The organism is Bradyrhizobium sp. AZCC 2262 (assembly GCF_036924535.1).
Lineage (GTDB): Bacteria > Pseudomonadota > Alphaproteobacteria > Rhizobiales > Xanthobacteraceae > Bradyrhizobium.
This window is the reverse complement of record NZ_JAZHRT010000001.1, coordinates 3,044,312-3,060,690: the sequence shown is the minus strand read 5'-3', so window position 1 is coordinate 3,060,690 and position 16,379 is coordinate 3,044,312. Positions and strand designations below refer to the sequence as shown.

Sequence of the window (16,379 nt, the reverse complement as noted above, 5' to 3'; positions counted from 1 at the left end):
TACCGCTTTTCGCAGAGCGCGCGGACTGATAATCTGCCGGCATTTCATTATGGGTTTTTCTTAGAGATGCGCGGGGCTTTCAGCGGGAAAATCTGGAAATTCGCGGCGCTGGCGTCATTGCTGGCGCTCACGCTCGCTACGCCGGCCGCGGCCGAGAAGCGCGTCGCGCTGGTCATCGGCAACTCCGCCTATCAAAACGTGACCCGGCTCGATAACCCCCGCAACGACGCCGCGCTGATGGCCGAGACGCTCTCAGCTCTCGGCTTCACCCTGATCGGCGGCCGCGCCCAGCTCGATCTCGACAAGCCGGCGATGGATCTGGCCGTGCAGAATTTCGGCCGCCTGGTTCAGGGCGCCGACGTCGCGCTGTTCTATTATGCCGGCCACGGCGTGCAGGTCTCCGGCGCGAACTACCTGGTCCCGGTCAGCGCCAACCCGACGCGCGAGGCCGATGTCGATTTCCAGATGGTCGACGTCAACCTCGTGCTGCGCCAGATGCAGGGCTCGGGAACGCGCCTCAACATGGTGATCCTCGATGCATGCCGGAACAACCCGTTCGGCGCGCGCGGATTGCGCGCCTCCGACGGCGGCCTGGCGCAGATGCGCGCGCCGGAGGGAACGCTGATCTCCTACGCGACGCAGCCCGGCAATGTCGCGCTCGACGGCGCCGACGGCCACAGCCCCTATACCAAGGCGTTGGCCACGACCATCAAGCAGTCCGGGCTCGACATCTTCCAGACCTTCAACCAGGTCGGCCTCGCCGTGAAACGCCAGACCGGCGGATCGCAACAGCCCTGGGTGTCCTCTTCCCCGATCGACGGCAATTTCTATTTCGTGGCCCCTGCCCCGATCGCTTCGTCCCAGCAGCTCGCGGTCGCGGCGCCGCCCGAACCGCTGGCCTCGACGCTGCGTCCGGATCCCGACCGCATTCCGATCAAGGACCCCGTGCTGCTGCGCGAATTGAGCGACCGCCTGTTCGAGCTCAATTACGACCCGGAGCCGCTGGACAGCAAGAACGGCATGCGCGTGGCAGTCAGCAAGTTTCAGGAGAAGGTCAAGATGACGCCGAATGGTGAAGCCACCGAAGGCGTGCTGACGCGGCTGCGCAAGATGGACGATCTGAAACCGTGGGCCTCGATCGTCTACGGTCCCGACGGCGACAAATGGGGAATGTCCTGGAATCACTCTTCGCGCCGGGCGGCGATCGACGACGCGCGCAGCAAGTGCGGCGCGAACAAATGTCCGATGGAGTTGAGTTTCTATGGGTCGCGATGCGGCGCGTTCGCGATCTCGGACGAATCGTGGTCGCTGATTCAGCGCGACACCGTTGCGCAGGCCAGGAAAGCGGCGCTTGACGAGTGCGGGAAGGCTGGCAAATCTTGTCGCATTATTGGCGCGGTCTGTGCCGACGGGTCCGGCCGTTAGAGCATGATCCGGAAAAGTGGATACCGGTTTTTCCTCGCGACAAACGCGGAACGCGTTTGCGCGGAGATCATGCTCAAAAAAGAAAATGACGGACGAGCATGATTCAACGCAGTTGAAGCATGCTCTAGAATTTTGTTCGCGATATTGGAAGCACCTGCTCATGAAAAATGCCGCCCGACGTTCGATCCCGATCGCCCTCCTCGCCATGTTGATATCGTTGACGCTCGGCTCCGGCCTTGCCCATGCGCAATCCGGCAGCGCGGGCGGCAGTATCGGCAACGATGAAAAATCGCTGTCAGGTTCACGCGCGACCGAGTCCTCAAAACCCGCGCGACGCAGCCAGCCCGAGGCGGACGAACCGCGCCGCGCGTCGCGAAAAAGCGGCGGAGGTGGCGGCAACAATTTCGATGGCGCCTGGATCGTCAGCGGCGTCGGGGTTACTTGCCAGGGCACCAGCAGCAACGCCGTCGTCGTCACCAGCGGCAAGATTATCGGGCAGACCGCCCGGGGCACCGTCAGTCCCGATGGCACGGTGTACGGCACCTCCACCGGCAATGGCATCACGGTCATCACGACCGGCCGCCTGTCCGGTCGCAGCGGCGGCGGGACGTTCCGGCAATCGGACGGCTGCACCGGAAGGTGGACAGCGGCCAAACAATAGCCTTCAGGTCGTCGCCGCCGAAGGATTGGAAACAGCTTATCATGCCTTGCACGGTTCAACGTTCGATCAGAATTGCCCTCTGCTCCCTCCTGATCTCGGCGGCCCTCCCGACCGTAGCGACGCTGGGACAATCCGGCAGCGCCGGCGGCAGCATCGGCAACGACGAAAAATCCCTATCCGGTTCACGGGAGAAGCCACGCACGGTCGAACCCTCAAAGCCGGCAGCTCGCGCCAAACCTGAATCCGACGAGCCACGCCGCGCGTCGCGCAGAAGCGGCGGCGAAAGCGGCGGTGGCGGCGGCAATTTCGATGGCTCATGGGTTTCGGTTGCCGTAGGCACGCCCTGCGGTAGCAGCACCGAGAGATTTGTCATCTCCGGTGGCAGGATTTCGGGCGAGTTGAGCTCAGGGTCAGTTAGCCCAAATGGCTCGACGCGGAGCGGCGGATCCGCCCAGGGTTTGAGCTGGAACAGTACCGGGCGTTTTTCGGGCCGCGCCGGCTCCGGTTCATTCGTGCGATCCGATGGCTGTACCGGACGCTGGACCGCGTCCAAACAGTAGGAAAAACGCCCGATTTTTCGTGAGTTTAGACGGCCTCAATTGGGATGAAACACTAGCCCCAATTATACCCCATCCCTTCCGGAATTGCGGCTCATTGCCACCCAAGTCTCTGACCAGATTAGGGGCGTCAAGAGTCGCGTTGCGTAGCGTTGCCGGGGTTGTGTATGTCGAACCGTTCCGTGAAATTCGTCCCGGCGCTCCTTGCCGGTGTGGTGGCAGGCGCCAGTCTGGCCACCGTGACGGATCTCCGGGCCCAGGCAATAACAACCGCAGCGGAAGCCGCCACACCAGCGACCCAGGCCGCCGCCGACAGTTGCCTGTCGGCGCCGAAGGGCGCGACACCCTCGGGCAGCCACTGGTACTATCGCATCGACCGCACGACCAAACGTCAGTGTTGGTATCTCCGGGAGGAGAGCGACACGGCCGACGACAAGTTTGCCCGCGCCGCGCCGCCAGCTTCGGCCCCGGCGTCAGCTTCGGCCCCGGCGTCAGCTTCGGCTCCAGCGCCAGCTTCAGCAACAGAGGAGCCGGCGCAGCAACGAACGATCACACGCAAGTCGATTGCCGACGCACGTGCCGAATGGGTCTCCCAGCAACCCCGCGCTGAGCCAAATGCGCCCGCCAGAGCCGAGCCGCGAACGGTTGGGGCAGTCCCCGCGGCGGCGGTGCCGAATAGCCCGCGCGCAGATATGCCGAACGTACTCGCGCCGGCGCCGCTGTCGTCGATGCGATGGAATGACGCTCCCACCACGCGCGCTTCAGCCAATCCAACCGATCTTCAGGTCGCCACCGCCAACCCGCCCGCAGCCCAGCCGCCACAGGCCGAGGAAGTGCAGCGGCCCGCGGCAGATCAGGTTGCGCCAGCCGCAGCGGATGCGGCGACGGCAAAACCGACCGCATCACTGCAGAAACTGCTTCTGGTGATGGCCGCCGCCCTCGCATTGGCCGGCCTCACCGTAAGCGCGATCGTGCGGATCGGCCGCATGCGGGCGCGCCGCGCCATGCGCCGCAAGCGGCGTGCGATGTGGGATTCCGCAAAGACAAAGCGGCGTTCGCCACAGCCGATGTTCCACGACGAGGACGCCGGGTTGCGGCGCGCCGGCGCCGTGCACCATACGACGCGTATGCCCCAGGAGCGACCGCGCACGCGCGTGCCCCAGGAACGGCCCCGCGCACCGCAGGATCGGCGACACGCGCCTCAGGTGCACATGCCGCAGGCACATATGCCGCAGGACAGGGACCAGCAAGTTACGGAAATGCTGGCCCGGCTCGCCCGCAGCGCGCAGACGTAATCGAAACGGACGCGGCGACTATTTTTCCAACTGGCGCTGCAGCTTGCGCACGAACTCGGTGAGGCCGGTGCGGCGCTCACGCTTGAGCCGCTCGGCCTTGAGGATCGACTGCACCTCGGCGAACGCGTCATCGACGTTGTGGTTGACGACGATATAGTCGTATTCCGCCCAGTGACTGAGTTCGTGAGTGGCGCGGCTCATGCGCCCGCGAATCACCTCGTCGGAGTCCTGCGCCCGCGTGTGCAGCCGTTTCTCCAGATCGGCGGCCGATGGCGGCAGGATGAACACCCGAACCACATCGACGCTCGCCTTCTGATGCAGCTGCTGGGTGCCCTGCCAGTCGATGTCGAACAAAACGTCCTGTCCCGCCGACAATGCCGCTTCGACCGGCGCACGCGGCGTTCCGTAAAGATTGTCGAACACCGTCGCCCATTCGAGCAGTTCGCCCTGCGCGACCATCGCCTCGAATTTGGGTTTGTCGACAAAGAAATAATCATGACCCTCGACCTCGCCCGGTCGCATCGAGCGTGTCGTCGCCGAAACGGACATCTTGAGACCCGGCTCGCGCTCAAGCAGCATGCGCGACAGCGTGGTCTTGCCCGCGCCCGAGGGCGACGACAGCACGAACATCAGCCCGCGTCGCTCAACTCCGTCGAAACCTCCAGCCGTCATCGGTTACTCCAGGTTCTGGACCTGCTCGCGGAATTGCTCGACCACGTTCTTCATTTCGAGCCCGGTCTGGGTCAATTCCAGATCGTTCGATTTGGAGCAGCAGGTATTGACCTCGCGGTTAAATTCCTGGGCGAGGAAGTCGAGCCGGCGGCCGACCGGTCCGCCCTTGCCGATCATCTCACGGGCCTGCGTCACGTGCGAGGCGATGCGATCGAGCTCTTCGCGGATATCGGCCCTGGTCGCGATCAGGATTGCTTCCTGATTGAGCCGGTCAGCGTCAAAGCGTTCGGAGGTTTCCAGCAGTGCCGCCACCTGCTCGGCCAGGCGCGCCCTGATCGCCTCCGGCTTGCGGCCGGGTGCTGCCTCCGCCCGCTTCGCCAGCCTCTCGATCTCATCCATGCGCTGCATGAGAATTTGCCCGAGCGTCACGCCCTCGCGGCGGCGCATTTCGACCAGTTGGGCGAGCGCCTGCTCGAAGGCGGCGGCAGCGGCATCCCTCGCCGCCTTGTCTTCCGCCTCGTCGCTTTCGGGTTCGACAACCTCGATGACGCCCTTGATGCCGAGGAGACCGTCGATGCTGGGCGCCACGGCGTCGATCCTGCCGGCCAGCTCGCCGGCGACCTTCACGATCGAGGCGAGCACGTCTTCATTGATACGCACGGTGGAGACCGCGTTGGCGCGCTTGACGCTGAGGTTGGCATAGACCGTCCCTCGCGACAGCACCTCGCCGGCGCGTTTCTTGGCAGAGGCCTCCAGTTCGTCCCAGCCGGGCGGCAGGCGCAAGCGCAGGTCAAAACCCTTGGCGTTGACCGATTTCAGTTCCCATTCGAACGTATAGGGGCCGCTGGCGCCGTGGCTCCGGGCAAAACCGGTCATGCTCGATAGCGCCATCGCGTAACACTCTCTGAAAGACTGTGATTTCGAGACTCGAAAGGAACGGCGGGACCTTAAGCCGATTTCCGCCAAAGTGGAATTGCGTTCGGACTGTAGCGGAAACACCGACTTAACTGGCCGGCGTCAGCGCTGAACCACCGGCGGTGTCGTGGTCGACTGCGCGGCGCCCTGGCGGGCTGGCGCCGTCGCGGGCGCAGGGGCAGGCGCCGCAGGACGGGCCGGCGGCTTTTTCGCTGGCGCCGCCGGCCGTGGCGTCGCCGCGGTTGGATTGGTGTCGGGCGGCGCTCCAGCCGCCGTCGGCGGCGGCGCATCCTCGGACGGTTCGACGGTATCGTTCTGAATCTGTTTTTCGAGCGCCCGCAGCTTGGCGACGTTCTTCTGGTGCTGGTCGTAGGTCTCGGTAAAGGTGTGCCCGCCGGTGCCGTCGGCCACGAAGAACAGGTCGCGCGTGCGCGCCGGGTTGGCGGCCGCTTCGAGCGAGGCGCGGCCCGGATTGGCGATCGGTCCGGGCGGCAGTCCTTCGATCACATAGGTGTTGTAGGGCGAAGGCTGCGTGATCTCGGAGCGCTTGATCGGCCGGCCCAGCGTTCCCTTGCCGCCGACCAGACCGTAGATAATGGTCGGATCGGACTGCAGCTTGATCCTCTGCCGCAGGCGATTGGTGAATACGGCGGCGACGCGGCTGCGCTCGTCGGCACGGCCGGTTTCCTTCTCGATGATCGAGGCCAGCGTGACGAGCTGCTCCGGCGACTTGACCAGAACATCCGGATTGCGGCGTTCCCAGATCTCCGCGAGCACCCGCTTCTGGGTCTGCTGCATGCGCTGGATCACCTGCTCGCGCGTGGTGCCGCGCGGGAATTTGTAGGTTTCCGGCAACAGCGTACCTTCGCGCGGCATTTCCCGCACGCTCCCAGCGAAGATGTCGTTGTCAGTGAGCCGCGCCACGATCTGTTCGGAGGTCAGGCCTTCCGGGATAGTGACGGCGTGCTGTACCACCTTGCCCTCGACGATGGTGGCGATGACGTCGCGCAGGCTGGCATTCTTCTGGAAAGAATATTCGCCGGGCTTGAGGTCGGAACTCGCCTTGAGCGCAAACACGCCGCCGATAAATACCCAGGGATTGACGTTGATCACGCCCTCGCGCAGCAGCGCGTCGGCGATGTCGCGCTTGCCGGCACGCGAAGGAATGTTGACGATCTTGTCTTCCCGCAGCGGGCCCGGGGTCTCCAGCATTTGCCTGCCGTAATAGTACACCGTCCCCGCCCCGATCATCAGGATGATCAGGATAGTGATGATGGCATTGCCGACCACCACGAAAGGATTGCGGGCACGCTCCGACCGCCTCGGCGGCGGCGGCACCTGCTCGGGCTCCAACGCAGCGCGCGGGCTTCGTGGTGAAATGGGCGGCCTCTCACTCATCGATGCAACCTGAATCCTGTCGGTTCAATCGCGGCCCGGCAATCCCCTGCCCAGCCGATAGCATACGCCCAAATGTAGAAGTCATCGCCGAATACGGCAAAACGGTGGAGTAGTTATAAACACTTGCTAGTCAGCCATGCGCTGAACGATCACGGAGGCATTGGTGCCCCCGAAACCGAAGGAATTCGACAGCGCGACGTTAATCTCGCGCTTGCGCGCCGTCTGCGGCACCAGATCGATTGCCGTTTCCACCGACGGATTTTCCAAATTGATGGTGGGCGGAGCAACGTTATCGCGAATCGCAAGGATACTGAAAATGGCCTCGATCGCACCGGCAGCACCGAGCAGGTGCCCGGTGGACGATTTCGTCGACGACATCGACACCTTGGAGGCGGCGTTGCCGAGCATTCGCTCCACCGCGCCGAGTTCGATCTCGTCGCCGATTTGTGTCGAAGTGCCGTGGGCGTTGATGTAGTCGATATCGGATATCGCGATCCCGGCGCGCTTGATCGCCGCGCTCATGCTGCGGAAGCCTCCGTCGCCATCCGGCGACGGCGAGGTGATGTGATAGGCGTCGCCCGACAGGCCGTAGCCCACCACTTCGGCATAGATTCGCGCACCACGCTTTTTCGCGTGCTCATATTCCTCGAGCACAACGACGCCGGCGCCCTCGCCCATCACGAATCCATCGCGATCCCTGTCATAGGGCCGTGAGGCTCTTTCCGGCGTCTCGTTGAAGCCAGTCGAGAGCGCGCGCGCCGCGCAGAAGCCCGCCATCGCCAGCCGGCAGATCGGCGATTCGGTTCCGCCCGCCACCATGACGTCGGCGTCGCCGAGCGCAATCAGCCTGGCACCATCGCCGATCGCATGCGCGCCGGTCGAACACGCCGTCACCACGGAATGGTTGGGGCCTTTGAGGCCGTGCTCGATCGAGACATAGCCGGACGCGAGATTGATCAGACGCCCCGGGATGAAGAACGGCGATACCCTGCGCGGCCCGCGTTCCTTCAGCAGCAGCGCCGTGTCGGCAATGCCGGACAGGCCGCCGATCCCCGATCCGATCAGGGTGCCGGTGGCGCATTTGTCTTCTTCGGTCGAGGGGTGCCAGTCGGCGTCGTCGAGCGCCTGGCGCGCCGCAGCCATCGCAAAGATGATGAAGTCGTCGACCTTGCGCTGTTCCTTTGGCTCCATCCACTGGTCGGGATTGAAGGTGCCATCACTGCCGTCGCCGCGTGGAATTACGCAGGCGATCCGGCTCGCAAGATCCGCGACTTCGAATGTGTCGATCTGCTTGGCGCCGCTCTGGCCGTTGAGGATACGCGTCCACGTTGTGTCAACGCCGCAGCCGAGCGGCGTAACCATGCCCAGCCCCGTGACGACAACCCGCCTCATGTCAAAAACTCCAGCCCGAAACCAGAGGCCCAAAACAAGAAACCGGGGGACCGTTCGACAACGGCCCGTCCGGTTCTGTCTCTACCCGCCCGGGACGTCAGCTTTTCGCGTTCTTCTCGAGAAACTTCGTGGCGTCGCCGACGGTCAAAATCGTCTCGGCGGCGTCATCGGGGATTTCGCAACCGAACTCTTCTTCAAATGCCATCACAAGCTCGACGGTGTCGAGACTGTCGGCGCCGAGGTCGTCGATGAAACTTGCGTTGTCTACAACCTTATCGGGTTCAACACCGAGGTGTTCGACCACAATCTTCTTAACCCGCTCGCCAATCTCACTCATCTTCAACCTCGTGCTTGTTCCAATGGACCCGACCCCAAGACGCTTCAAATACGCTACGAGCTATCGTGGTCGTTAAACTTCCTTCGCTATCGCGCATAGTCTTGATTCGGCCCGGTGGTAGCCGACAAAGCCCCGGCGAACGGCAGGCGTTGCCACGCCAATATACAGGGTTTCAAAATCCTGCAATGGCCTTCTTTGCCCATCCGTCGGGGGTTCGGTTACCATACTTCCCAAGCCCTGACTACAACCTCCACCACCCCGGCGAAACGGCCTTTGGCCGCATCGATCGGGGCGATAACTCGCTCAAATCATGGCCATTCCGCCGTTGACGTGAATCGTCTGGCCGGTGACGTAGGCCGCCTCGTTCGAGGCGAGATAGACGGCCGCCGCGGCGATGTCCTCCGGCGTCCCCAACCGCGCCGCAGGAACCTTCGTCAGGATGGTCTCGCGCTGCTTGTCGTTGAGCGCATCCGTCATCGGCGTCTTGATGAACCCCGGCGCGATGCAATTGGCGGTCACGTTGCGCTTGGCGTATTCCGCACCCAGCGTCTTGATCAGGCCGATGATTCCGGCCTTCGACGCGGTGTAGTTGGCCTGGCCGGGGTTGCCGGTCACGCCGACGATCGAGGTGATCGCAATGATCCGGCCGAAGCGCTTGCGCATCATCAGTTTGGTGGCAGCGCGGGCGAGACGGAAGGTCGCGGTCAGATTGACCTGGATGACGTCGTCCCAGTCCTCGTCGCGCAACTGCACGAAAAGGTTGTCACGCGTGATGCCGGCATTGGCGATCAGGATGTCGACCTGTCCCATCGCAGCTTCCGCCGCCGGCACCAGCGCCTCGACATCAGCGCTGTCGGAAAGGTTGCACGGCAGCACATGGACGCGATCGCCAAGCTTGCCGGCAAACGAATCCAGCACCTCGCGGCGCGTTCCGGAAATAGCCACCGTCGCGCCCTGCCCATGCAACGCCTGCGCAATCGCCCCGCCAATGCCGCCGGTCGCGCCGGTCACCAGCGCCGTCCTGCCCGTCAAATCGAACATCAATGTCTCCTTCCGGGAGCTTTAGGCCGAAGCCGCCAATGCGTCCTTGGCCGCCGCAATATCGTTGGGTCCCCCGATCGACACGCCGACCGCGCCGTCGGCGATGCGCTTGACCAGCCCGCTCAGCACCTTGCCGGCACCGATTTCGAAGAACCGCGTGACGCCGTGCGCTGCCATGAAAGCCACCGACTCGCGCCAGCGCACGGTGCCGGTGATCTGCTCGATCAGGCGGCGGCGAATCTCGTCGGGATCGGTGACGGGTGCCGCCAGCACGTTCGACACCAGCGGCGAGGCCGGCGTCTTGATCGTCACACCGGCCAGCGCCTCAGCCATCGCATCGGCCGCGGGCTGCATCAGCTTGCAATGGAACGGCGCGGACACCGGCAGCAGCATTGCACGCTTGGCGCCCTTGGTCTTGGCGATTTCGAGCGCGCGCTCGACGGCGGCCTTGTCGCCGGACACGACCACCTGTCCGCCACCATTGTCGTTGGCCGCCTGGCAGACCTGCCCCTGCGCGGCTTCGCCGGCAACCGCCATCGCGGCCTCATAATCAAGCCCGAGCAGTGCAGCCATGGCCCCGACGCCGACCGGTACCGCCTTTTGCATCGCAAGACCGCGGGTACGCAGCAGCCGCGCGGTATCCCTGACACTGAGGCTGTCGGCGGCGGCAAGCGCGGAATATTCGCCGAGCGAATGGCCGGCGACGAAGGCCGCATCCCGCCCGACGGAAAAGCCCGCCTCGGTCTCCAGTACCCGCAGCGTGGCGATCGAGACCGCCATCAGGGCCGGCTGAGCATTTTCGGTGAGCTGGAGGGTCTCGGCCGGGCCATCCCAGATGATGGCGGTCAGCTTCTCGCCGAGCGCCGAATCGACCTCGTCGAATACCGCCCGCGCGGCCGGAAAGGCCTCCGCCAGGGCCTTGCCCATGCCGACCGCCTGGGAACCCTGCCCCGGAAACGTAAATGCAGCCGTCATCGGCGCTCCCTCATTCGAATGGGGCCGTAAGACACTGACCAAGGCCGGGATGTCAAGCCGCGGTGCGGAATCGCCGGGACTGGCTCAAAGCCCGGATCGGTCTCTAGAAGCCGCCCGCTTGCTGGTCGCCGCCAACCTCTTTGCCGGCCCGGGCGCGGCGCGCGCTGCTCACGACATTGCCCGGCCTGTCCTCGTGGTCCGGCCTGGCGGTGGCAAGCCGCAGCACGGCGGCGTAGTTCGGCTGCACCTCCATGCGATCCGCATACCGGCTTTCACTGAGTATGCGGTGGACGCGCGGAAGATTGTAACAGGGCACGTAGAACAGCAGATGATGCTCGAGGTGGTAGTTGACGTAATAGGGTGCGATGAACAGCCGCTCGAGAAAATTCGCGTGCGTGGTGCGGGTGTTGCGCAGGGGATCGTTCGAGTCGGGAACGACTGCATGTTCGGCGATGTTGCGGATGCGGGTGATGACCATCTGCCAGGTGAGTAGCGGCAACAGCCATAGCAGCGGATAGGCCCACCACACGCCGGCGGCGGCAAGGCCCGCGAACATCACGGCGTTGACGACAAATTGCGGACCAAGCTTCTCCCAGAAGTGCGCGGCGCGTCGTGCGAGCGGCCATTCCTTTGGCCCGAGCGCGTTCAAGAACTGCGCCTTGCGCTGCTGATAGCCGGTCTGCCCGGTGATATCGCGCACGAACTTGCGGCGATAGCTCATTCCGGTGATCGGAAACGGCGCGGACAGCACCAGATCGGGATCGTCTTCCTGTTGCGTGCGCGCATGGTGCTGCAGGTGATAGCGGCGATAGGCGCGGGTCTCGGCGAAGATCGGATAGGCGCAGAACCATTGGCTGAGCGTCAGGTTGACCTTCTCGTCCGCCGACAGGCATCCATGCGCGCCGTCATGCATCAGGATCGCAAGTCCGAGCTGGCGCGAGCCGATGATGCCGACCGCCAGCAAAAGGGTCAGCGGATTGGGCCACCACGCTACCAGTGCGATCGAGCCCAATATCAGCGCCCATGCATGCACGATCAGGGCGGCCCCCTTCCACGTCACGCGCTGGCGGACGGCGATCAGTTGATCCTCGTTCAGAAAATCGCGGGCACGCATGCGAAGCGCGGTCATGATGAGGTCTCCCTGTCGGGCTTGTCGTTGTCGTCAACCACGCGCAGCCTGGCGCTCTCGGTCCCAGGCGGTGTCGTGGCCTGATCGCCCAGCACGCGCAGCATCTCGCTGCACAAATCCTCTGCCGATCGCCCCATCGCATGGCCCTCGATCATGACGCCGACCGCAACCGCCCAGAACCGCCGCGAGCTTTCCTCGGGCGCGCGAAGTGAGCGCCAGCCGTGCCGCTCGACCTGGCCTGCATAGGCGCGCGCGCCTTCGCTGTGCAGACGCTCGATGGTGCGCTCAACCAGAGGCGCAAGATCCTGACGGCGTCTGGTCAGGGTCAAGGCTTCGGCGAAGAAGGCCACCGTGTCCGTCGCCGTCACCGTCTCCGCCAACGCGTGTGTGTATTCCCGCGGCGTGCGCGCCTGAAGCGCCGCCTGCTCGGTCGCACGCGCCAGATAGAGCATCTCGCGGCAGGCGGCTTCGACGAACAGGGCTTCCTTGGTGCGGAAGTAATAGGTGATCTGGCTCGGAAACGCGTCCGCGGCCGCCGCGATGTCCGAGATCGAGGTGCCGGCAAGGCCCCGCTCCCTGAACAGGCGGCTGGCGCCGTCGAGGAGGCGCGAACGCATCTGGCGACCGGCGGTCCGGGTCGCGCGGGCGGCGTGCCTGGGATCGTCGGCGGACACTTCCGGAGCTGTCTGAACGGACTTGGGGGCCATTTTTACCTCCGACCCCTTCTTTGTATGATGTACAAACAAATAAATCAAGATCGAATGTTTCCTGCCCTGGTAAGCCTTGCCAGCGCGGCCAAAATCCTTATAAAGCGCGCCATCCGTGGATCCCGGCCGGGAGCTGAACGGACGGTCTCAGCAATCTCACCTTTTTGGCGATGTTGATGTGGCAGGGCCAGTCGGCCCGTCGTCCCGTGCTTCCGCCTTCTGAGCATTATCGAGTCCTTTCCGGAGGTCTCGAAGGGCTTGCCGCCGGGAACCGCGCCAACACCAGGAAAGGACACCCATGCCTCTTTATGAGCATGTTTTTCTCGCGCGTCAGGATGCGAGCACCCAGCAGGTCGAAGAGCTGACCACCCAGATGACGGGCATCGTCGAAGGGCTCGGCGGCAAGATCACCAAGACCGAGAACTGGGGCGTGCGTTCGCTCACCTACCGCATGAACAAGAATCGCAAGGCACACTTCGTGCTGATGAACATCGATGCGCCCTCCGCTGCGGTCACCGAGATCGAGCGGCAGGAGCGGATCTCTGAAGACGTCATCCGCTATCTCACCGTCCGCGTCGAAGAGCACGAGGAAGGTCCCTCGGCGATGATGCGCAAGGCCGATCGTGACCGCGAGCGCGACGATCGCGGCGGCGGCTTCCGTGGCGACCGCGAAGGCGGTTTCCGTGGCGATCGTGAAGGCGGTGGCTTCCGCGGCGACCGTGGTCCGCGCCGTCCGCGCGAAGACGCCGTTGAAGCGACGGAAGAGGAGTAAGAATCATGGCTGAAGCTGGTGCACGCCGTCCGTTTTTCCGTCGCCGCAAGACCTGCCCGTTCACGGGTCCGAATGCGCCGAAGATCGACTACAAGGATTCCAAGCTGTTGATGCGTTACGTCTCCGAGCGCGGCAAGATCGTGCCGAGCCGCATCACCGCCGTCTCCGCCAAGAAGCAGCGTGAACTCGCGCGCGCCATCAAGCGCTCGCGTTTCCTCGGCCTGCTGCCCTACGTCATTCGCTAAGACAATTTGGTCCGCGGCGTTCGCGCCGCGGACCAAATTATTCATAAGGCTTCCGGGTCGTCCGGTCGCCGATGGTTGGGGTCGAGACGACCTCTAACCGCTCGAAAGGGGCGGGACAGCTGATGATCGCGATCGTCCTCATTGGTATCGCTGCCGGCGCTGCATCGGGCCTGATGTTCGCGTCCGTGATTTCGCGCGCGCTGATTTCAGCGTTGTTGCTCTATTTGGCGTCGATGCCCCTCATGGTCGCGGCGATGGGATGGGGGCCCCTCAGTGCCACGGTTGGCGGCATCGCCGCTGCCGTCAGCATTGGCGCGATCTTCGGCCTGCAGCATTGCATCGCCTATGCCCTTAGCGTGGCGGTTCCTGCGTGGTGGCTCGGCCACCTTGCAATGCTGGGCCGGCCTGTAAACGACGGCTCGGAACAAGCGCCGCCCTCGATGGAATGGTATCCGGTCGGTCGCATCCTGCTGTGGATCGCAGGCTTCGCCGTACTCATTACGCTTACGACGCTGTTCGCATTCACCACCGATCCGGACGCGATCACGGCAGCCCTGAAGCGCGGCGTGAGCAGGGTCTTTGCAATGCAACGAATTGAGGCCGACGAGCGCGTGATCGACACCGCGGCAACATTGGCGCCGGCCGCGATCGTCATCGGGCCGCTGGTCATGCTGACGATCAATCTGTGGCTTGCGGCCAAGATCACTGCCACCTCCGGCCGGCTCAAGCGCCCATGGCCCGACCTGAAGGCCACGACCCTGCCGCCGATGACGCTCGTTGCCCTGTGCGTCGCCATTGCATTCTGTTTTACCGGAGGGCTGCTTGCCCTCGTCGCGAGGATTACCGTCGGCGCGCTGCTGATGGCCTACGCACTGACGGGATTTGCCGTCCTGCATACGCTGACGTCGGCGGTGAAGAGCCGAGCCCTGTGGCTGAGCTGCACCTACCTCATCACGATCTTTCTGATCTGGCCCGGGGTCGCGATGATCGCGCTCGGACTGGCCGACGCCGTGTTCGGACTTCGCCAGCGCTATCTGCGCGGCAAGCCTCCACCCCTGCCCGCATCCTGAAACTGCAACATCCACCCAATCGAATACGAACACTCAAAAGGAGAACGAAAATGGAAGTCATCTTGCTGGAACGCGTCGCCAAGCTCGGTCAGATGGGCGAAGTCGTCCGCGTCAAGGACGGGTTTGCTCGCAACTTTCTGCTTAAGCGCGGCAAGGCGCTGCGCGCCACCGCCGATAACCGCGCCAAGTTCGACGGCATGAAGGCCGAGCTCGAGGCCAACAACCTCAAGGCCAAGGGCGAAGCGACCAAGGTCGCGGAGAAGATCAACGGCCGCAACGTGGTCGTGCTGCGTCAGGCTTCCGAGACCGGCCAGTTGTTTGGCTCGGTCAGCGTGCGCGACATCATCGCTTCCTTCGAGGCCGACGGCGTCACCATCAGCCGCAGCCAGGTCCTGCTCGATGCGCCGATCAAGACCATCGGCAAGCACGAGATCGCCATCGCCGTGCATCCGGAAGTCGAAGTCAGCGTCAGCGTCACCGTGGCGCGCAGCGCCGAGGAGGCCGAGCGCATCAACCGCGGCGAGGACATCTCGACCCGTCAGGAAGACCAGGACGCCGCCGCCGAGGCGCTCGCCGCAGCCGGCGAGTTCTTCGATCCGGAAGCCCAGCACGACGACGAGGCGCCGGCGCCCGCTTCGACCGAGAAGTAACGCGCCTTATCGCGCCGTGATGAGTTTCAAGCCCGGCCCCTTCAGGCCGGGCTTGGGATTCTGGCAGCCGCTTTTTCGTCGAGCATGGCAATCGACGCCAACGCGGTCGCGGTGTGCTTCTCTTTGCCGTCGATCACGCAGAACACGTCGGCCGCAACCACGGCGACCTGACGTCCGGACTTGATGACGCGCGCCCGGCAGATCAGGCGCTCGCCGGTCGCCGGCGACAGCAGGTTCAATTTGTATTCCGCCGTCAGCGCCGACTGCCCCCGCGATGTCGCGGCCGCAACCGTGGTGGCGTTATCGACCAGGAAGGCGGTGACGCCGCCGTGGAACAGGCCGTGCTGCTGCAACAGTTCCGGCCGGCGGTCGACCGCAAGCGTGCACGTGCCGCGCGTCAGCTCGGACAGCTCCGCCCCGATATGAGTCATGAAGCCTTGGCGGCCGACATTGTCGCGGATACGGGTCGCGATCGGCGCGAAGTCGGGATCGTTGTTCGCACTCATACAGTTTCTCCCGGTTTGTGGATGGCATCGGGCGCGACCACCGCGCGGATGGCGCAGGCGATCAGGATGTCGGCCTGCTCTCCTGGATCGGCGCGGTCGCGGCCGGACAGCCAAGCGCGGCAGAAAATCTGCGCCGGTCCGATGATCTGGCTGAAGAACACCGACGAAGTCATCGGGAGCAATTCGCCGCGTGCGACGAGCGGCGTGCGCCATCGCTCGACGGCTTCCGCCAGGCGCGAATTTTGCGCGCGCTGCGCGCCGCGGATCTCCTCGGTCCATTCGCTGCGGGAAATTTCGAACAGATAGCGCGCCTCGCGCCTGGAGTTGACTACCCATCCGAGATGCGCGCGGATCAGCCGCGCCACGCCTTCCCGCGCCCCGCAGGGTTCATCGACCGCCGCGATGACGGCGGCGTGGTAACGGGCGAGAATTTCCAGGAACAGCGTACCGGCCAACTCCTTCTTCGATCCGAAAAAATGGAAGAAGCTGCCATTGGACGCTCGCGCACGGGTTCTGATGGCGGCCACTGTGGCGCCCTCAAAACCGTCGCGGTCGAACACCGCCAATCCCGCCGCCAGCAGATCCTCGCGCGCCGTGGTCACTCGTCAGGTCCTTCGACTTACTGGATCCTT

General features: G+C 64.3%; 18 protein-coding genes. 7 read left to right on the top strand and 11 right to left on the bottom strand.

The window, feature by feature from the left end:
• Positions 1 to 66: 66 nt before the first annotated feature.
• From V1283_RS14370 to V1283_RS14360, 3 genes are all read left to right on the top strand, one after another.
• Positions 67 to 1,425: a caspase family protein gene (locus V1283_RS14370; protein ID WP_334387129.1), complete on the top strand. Its 1,359-nt coding sequence runs from the start codon at positions 67 to 69 to the stop codon at positions 1,423 to 1,425.
• Between the two features lie 160 nt (positions 1,426 to 1,585).
• Positions 1,586 to 2,086 (top strand): hypothetical protein, encoded by a 501-nt coding sequence (locus V1283_RS14365; RefSeq protein ID WP_334387128.1) that lies wholly within the window; start codon positions 1,586 to 1,588, stop codon positions 2,084 to 2,086.
• Positions 2,087 to 2,810: 724 nt separating this feature from the next.
• Complete coding sequence (locus V1283_RS14360; protein WP_334387127.1) at positions 2,811 to 3,938, top strand: hypothetical protein; 1,128 nt, start codon at positions 2,811 to 2,813, stop codon at positions 3,936 to 3,938.
• Between the two features lie 18 nt (positions 3,939 to 3,956).
• Here the strand turns inward: V1283_RS14360 and gmk are convergent, their stop codons facing one another.
• From gmk to V1283_RS14315, 9 genes are all read right to left on the bottom strand, one after another.
• Entirely contained in the window at positions 3,957 to 4,610 is a 654-nt protein-coding gene (gene gmk, locus V1283_RS14355) for a guanylate kinase (protein WP_334387126.1), read from the bottom strand.
• 3 nt (positions 4,611 to 4,613) lie between these two features.
• Positions 4,614 to 5,501, bottom strand: coding sequence for a YicC/YloC family endoribonuclease (locus tag V1283_RS14350; RefSeq protein WP_334387125.1), 888 nt, complete (start codon positions 5,499 to 5,501; stop codon positions 4,614 to 4,616).
• A 126-nt stretch (positions 5,502 to 5,627) separates the two neighbouring features.
• Complete coding sequence (gene mltG, locus V1283_RS14345) at positions 5,628 to 6,923, bottom strand: endolytic transglycosylase MltG (protein ID WP_334387124.1); 1,296 nt, start codon at positions 6,921 to 6,923, stop codon at positions 5,628 to 5,630.
• A 126-nt stretch (positions 6,924 to 7,049) separates the two neighbouring features.
• Positions 7,050 to 8,315 carry a beta-ketoacyl-ACP synthase II gene (gene fabF / locus V1283_RS14340; protein ID WP_334387123.1) on the bottom strand — a complete coding sequence of 422 codons (1,266 nt, stop codon included), beginning with the start codon at positions 8,313 to 8,315 and terminating at the stop codon, positions 7,050 to 7,052.
• A 97-nt stretch (positions 8,316 to 8,412) separates the two neighbouring features.
• Positions 8,413 to 8,652: an acyl carrier protein gene (locus V1283_RS14335; protein WP_008969609.1), complete on the bottom strand. Its 240-nt coding sequence runs from the start codon at positions 8,650 to 8,652 to the stop codon at positions 8,413 to 8,415.
• 303 nt (positions 8,653 to 8,955) lie between these two features.
• Positions 8,956 to 9,693 (bottom strand): 3-oxoacyl-[acyl-carrier-protein] reductase, encoded by a 738-nt coding sequence (gene fabG / locus V1283_RS14330; RefSeq protein ID WP_057851455.1) that lies wholly within the window; start codon positions 9,691 to 9,693, stop codon positions 8,956 to 8,958.
• Positions 9,694 to 9,714: 21 nt separating this feature from the next.
• The gene (gene fabD / locus V1283_RS14325; RefSeq protein WP_334387122.1) at positions 9,715 to 10,668 is read right to left on the bottom strand and encodes an ACP S-malonyltransferase; all 954 of its coding nucleotides are present in this window, start codon (positions 10,666 to 10,668) and stop codon (positions 9,715 to 9,717) included.
• Between the two features lie 103 nt (positions 10,669 to 10,771).
• A complete protein-coding gene (locus V1283_RS14320) occupies positions 10,772 to 11,797 on the bottom strand; it encodes a fatty acid desaturase family protein (protein WP_334387121.1) in 1,026 nt (341 codons plus the stop codon).
• Positions 11,794 to 12,504 carry a TetR/AcrR family transcriptional regulator C-terminal domain-containing protein gene (locus V1283_RS14315; RefSeq protein ID WP_334387120.1) on the bottom strand — a complete coding sequence of 237 codons (711 nt, stop codon included), beginning with the start codon at positions 12,502 to 12,504 and terminating at the stop codon, positions 11,794 to 11,796. The genes V1283_RS14320 and V1283_RS14315 overlap by 4 nt, the downstream gene beginning before the upstream one ends.
• Positions 12,505 to 12,802: 298 nt before the next feature.
• On the opposite strand from V1283_RS14315, the gene rpsF reads away from it, so the two are divergent.
• The 4 genes from rpsF (at position 12,803) to rplI (ending at position 15,241) form a co-directional block, all read left to right on the top strand.
• Positions 12,803 to 13,276 carry a 30S ribosomal protein S6 gene (gene rpsF / locus V1283_RS14310; RefSeq protein ID WP_247838062.1) on the top strand — a complete coding sequence of 158 codons (474 nt, stop codon included), beginning with the start codon at positions 12,803 to 12,805 and terminating at the stop codon, positions 13,274 to 13,276.
• A gap of 5 nt (positions 13,277 to 13,281) precedes the next feature.
• Entirely contained in the window at positions 13,282 to 13,521 is a 240-nt protein-coding gene (rpsR, locus tag V1283_RS14305; RefSeq protein ID WP_002711478.1) for a 30S ribosomal protein S18, read from the top strand.
• Between the two features lie 122 nt (positions 13,522 to 13,643).
• Positions 13,644 to 14,591: a hypothetical protein gene (locus V1283_RS14300; protein ID WP_334387119.1), complete on the top strand. Its 948-nt coding sequence runs from the start codon at positions 13,644 to 13,646 to the stop codon at positions 14,589 to 14,591.
• 50 nt (positions 14,592 to 14,641) lie between these two features.
• Positions 14,642 to 15,241, top strand: a complete 600-nt coding sequence (gene rplI / locus V1283_RS14295; protein ID WP_334387118.1) for a 50S ribosomal protein L9 — start codon at positions 14,642 to 14,644, stop codon at positions 15,239 to 15,241.
• Positions 15,242 to 15,282: 41 nt separating this feature from the next.
• Here the strand turns inward: rplI and V1283_RS14290 are convergent, their stop codons facing one another.
• Positions 15,283 to 15,747: a PaaI family thioesterase gene (locus tag V1283_RS14290; protein ID WP_334387117.1), complete on the bottom strand. Its 465-nt coding sequence runs from the start codon at positions 15,745 to 15,747 to the stop codon at positions 15,283 to 15,285.
• Positions 15,744 to 16,349, bottom strand: a complete 606-nt coding sequence (locus V1283_RS14285) for a TetR/AcrR family transcriptional regulator (protein WP_334387116.1) — start codon at positions 16,347 to 16,349, stop codon at positions 15,744 to 15,746. Before V1283_RS14285 ends, V1283_RS14290 begins: the two co-directional genes overlap by 4 nt.
• Between the last annotated feature and the right edge of the window lie 30 nt (positions 16,350 to 16,379).

Coding starts and splice junctions, on each gene's coding strand:
- V1283_RS14370 (WP_334387129.1), top strand. CDS start 67: ATGCGCGGGGCTTTCAGCGGGAAAATCTGGAAATTCGCGGCGCTGGCG.
- V1283_RS14365 (WP_334387128.1), top strand. CDS start 1,586: ATGAAAAATGCCGCCCGACGTTCGATCCCGATCGCCCTCCTCGCCATG.
- V1283_RS14360 (WP_334387127.1), top strand. CDS start 2,811: ATGTCGAACCGTTCCGTGAAATTCGTCCCGGCGCTCCTTGCCGGTGTG.
- gmk (WP_334387126.1), bottom strand. CDS start 4,610: ATGACGGCTGGAGGTTTCGACGGAGTTGAGCGACGCGGGCTGATGTTC.
- V1283_RS14350 (WP_334387125.1), bottom strand. CDS start 5,501: ATGGCGCTATCGAGCATGACCGGTTTTGCCCGGAGCCACGGCGCCAGC.
- mltG (WP_334387124.1), bottom strand. CDS start 6,923: ATGAGTGAGAGGCCGCCCATTTCACCACGAAGCCCGCGCGCTGCGTTG.
- fabF (WP_334387123.1), bottom strand. CDS start 8,315: ATGAGGCGGGTTGTCGTCACGGGGCTGGGCATGGTTACGCCGCTCGGC.
- V1283_RS14335 (WP_008969609.1), bottom strand. CDS start 8,652: ATGAGTGAGATTGGCGAGCGGGTTAAGAAGATTGTGGTCGAACACCTC.
- fabG (WP_057851455.1), bottom strand. CDS start 9,693: ATGTTCGATTTGACGGGCAGGACGGCGCTGGTGACCGGCGCGACCGGC.
- fabD (WP_334387122.1), bottom strand. CDS start 10,668: ATGACGGCTGCATTTACGTTTCCGGGGCAGGGTTCCCAGGCGGTCGGC.
- V1283_RS14320 (WP_334387121.1), bottom strand. CDS start 11,797: ATGACCGCGCTTCGCATGCGTGCCCGCGATTTTCTGAACGAGGATCAA.
- V1283_RS14315 (WP_334387120.1), bottom strand. CDS start 12,504: ATGGCCCCCAAGTCCGTTCAGACAGCTCCGGAAGTGTCCGCCGACGAT.
- rpsF (WP_247838062.1), top strand. CDS start 12,803: ATGCCTCTTTATGAGCATGTTTTTCTCGCGCGTCAGGATGCGAGCACC.
- rpsR (WP_002711478.1), top strand. CDS start 13,282: ATGGCTGAAGCTGGTGCACGCCGTCCGTTTTTCCGTCGCCGCAAGACC.
- V1283_RS14300 (WP_334387119.1), top strand. CDS start 13,644: ATGATCGCGATCGTCCTCATTGGTATCGCTGCCGGCGCTGCATCGGGC.
- rplI (WP_334387118.1), top strand. CDS start 14,642: ATGGAAGTCATCTTGCTGGAACGCGTCGCCAAGCTCGGTCAGATGGGC.
- V1283_RS14290 (WP_334387117.1), bottom strand. CDS start 15,747: ATGAGTGCGAACAACGATCCCGACTTCGCGCCGATCGCGACCCGTATC.